Source organism: Propioniciclava sp. (assembly GCF_036744435.1).
Classification (GTDB): domain Bacteria; phylum Actinomycetota; class Actinomycetes; order Propionibacteriales; family Propionibacteriaceae; genus Propioniciclava.
This window is the reverse complement of the sequence record NZ_DAIOIA010000230.1, coordinates 1-2,023: the sequence shown is the minus strand read 5'-3', so window position 1 is coordinate 2,023 and position 2,023 is coordinate 1. Positions and strand designations below refer to the sequence as shown.

Here is a 2,023-nt window from a genome sequence, read left to right as displayed (position 1 = left end):
TCCCGCCGGTGATGCCGCCCGAGAACGCCGTGCTCCATCTCGTGGAGGCGCTTGACTGACCACCGTGGCGGCCGCGACCGGCCGGAAGGGGCGTCGGCGTTACGGTAGAACCCATGGGTTCGGTCCTGGTCGCGTATGCCACGCGGACGCGGGCGGCACGAGACGTCGCCGCCGCGCTCGCGGACACCTTCACCCGGGCCGGGCATCGCGTCCGGCTCGCGGATCTCGGCCACAGCGATCCGGGGGTCGAGGACACCGACCTGGTGGTCGTCGGCAGCGGGATCCGGGCGACCGTGTGGTACCCCGAGGCGATGGCCTGGCTGGACGCCCACGCCGAGGCGCTCGGCGGCTGTCCCGTCGCCGTGTTCAACACGTGCCTCAACGCCGCTGACCCGACCAAACGCGACGAGTCGCTGGGCTACAACCGCGGCGCCGCCGCACTGGTGCCGGTTCACGCCCAGGAGACGTTCACGGGGCGTTACGTCCGCGACCAGGTCGGCTGGGCGCAGCGCTTCCTGCTCCGGCTGTTGCGTCAGCGCGAGCAGGACCACGTCGACGTGGCCCGGGCCCGGGCCTGGGGAGCCACGCTGACGGCGCTGATGCAGCAGCGGCAGGCCTGACAACGCGAACGCCGGCCCCGCGCACCGTGAGGTGCGGCGGGACCGGCGGTCGCGGGCGCCGGGGTCCGGCGCTGGGGAGTGCTACGGGGCGAGGATGCGCGCCTTGGCCTGGGCGGTGACGGCCAGTTCGGCGGCCTTCAGCGCGTGCTCCTGCGTCATGGCGTTCTCGGTGCGGTTGAGGCAGTCGAGGATCAGCTCGCCAAAGAACGGGTAGCCGACCTTGCCGGTGGCGTTGAAGTGGTGCTCGCCCTTGCCGTCGACGAGGAACACGTGGCCGGGGCCCTCATCGGTGGCGATGTTGGCGTACTTGCGCAGCTCGATGTAGCCCTCGGTGCCGAGCAGCACGGTGCGGCCGTCGCCCCAGGTGCTGAGGCCGTCCGGGGTGAACCAGTCGACCCGGACGTAACCGGACGCACCGTTGTCCATCACGATGTGGGCGTCGCCGAAGTCGTCCAGCTCCGGGTAGTCCGGGTGGGCGTAGTTGGCGATGTTGGCGTCGGTCACCGTGGCGTCCTTGGCCCCGGTGAAGTACAGCATCTGCTCGAAGTTGTGGGAGCCGATGTCGCACAGGATGCCGCCGTACTGCTCCTTGTTGAAGAACCAGGCCGGACGCGACGGGGCGTTGAGCCGGTGCGGGCCCATCCCGAGCACCTGGATGACGCGCCCGATGGCGCCTTGCTCGACGAGCTGCCCGGCCAGCACTGCGGCCTCCACGTGGATGCGCTCGCTGTAGTAGACCGCGTACTTCTGGCCGGTGCGGGCGGTGGCCTCGCGGACCGCGGCGAGCTGCTCCATGGTGGTCAGCGGCGCCTTGTCGGTGAAGTAGTCCTTGCCCGCGGCGATGACGCGCAGCCCGAGGGGGGCCCGCTCCGAGGTGATGGCGGCGCCCGCGACGAGCTTGACGTCGTCGTCGGCCAGCACCTCCTCCTCGCTGTGGGCGACCTCGACGTCGGGGAACAGGTTCTTGAACATCTCGACCTTGGCCGGGTCCGGATCCCACACCGACTTCAGCGTGGCGCCCGCACCGACGAGTCCCGCGGTCATGCCGAAGATGTGGCCGTGGTCCAGCGCGACGACCGAGAAGGTGAAGTCGCCGGGCTCGACGACGGGCTGGGGCATCGGGGCGGGCGCGTAGTTCATCCCGTCCGTGGCCATCGAGATCTTTCCGTTTTCCTGGGAACTGGTCATGCCGTGCAGTGCCTCCGCCGTGATCGCTTCGAGTGTGTCGGACCCCGACGTAGCGGGTGCCGCGTCGGTGTCGCGGGGTGGGCCCCGGGCGGTGTCACATCGTTGCCGTCCGCCGTCGGGGCATTCGCCCTCCGTCTAGGACGATAGTGAGGTTGCCATGAGTGGGCAACGAGTTGCCACCAGTGCCGCACGTCGCCCCTCACGACCGCCACGAC

Annotated in this window: 2 protein-coding genes; one reads left to right on the top strand and one right to left on the bottom strand. The window is 70.4% G+C overall.

What is annotated here, in order from left to right:
* Positions 1 to 113: 113 nt before the first annotated feature.
* On the top strand, positions 114 to 620 hold the full coding sequence (locus V7E09_RS15480) for a flavodoxin domain-containing protein (protein ID WP_324510865.1): 507 nt from the start codon (positions 114 to 116) through the stop codon (positions 618 to 620).
* A gap of 81 nt (positions 621 to 701) precedes the next feature.
* Here V7E09_RS15480 and V7E09_RS15475 read toward each other — a convergent pair whose 3' ends face one another.
* Positions 702 to 1,808, bottom strand: coding sequence for a Gfo/Idh/MocA family protein (locus V7E09_RS15475; protein ID WP_324523723.1), 1,107 nt, complete (start codon positions 1,806 to 1,808; stop codon positions 702 to 704).
* Between the last annotated feature and the right edge of the window lie 215 nt (positions 1,809 to 2,023).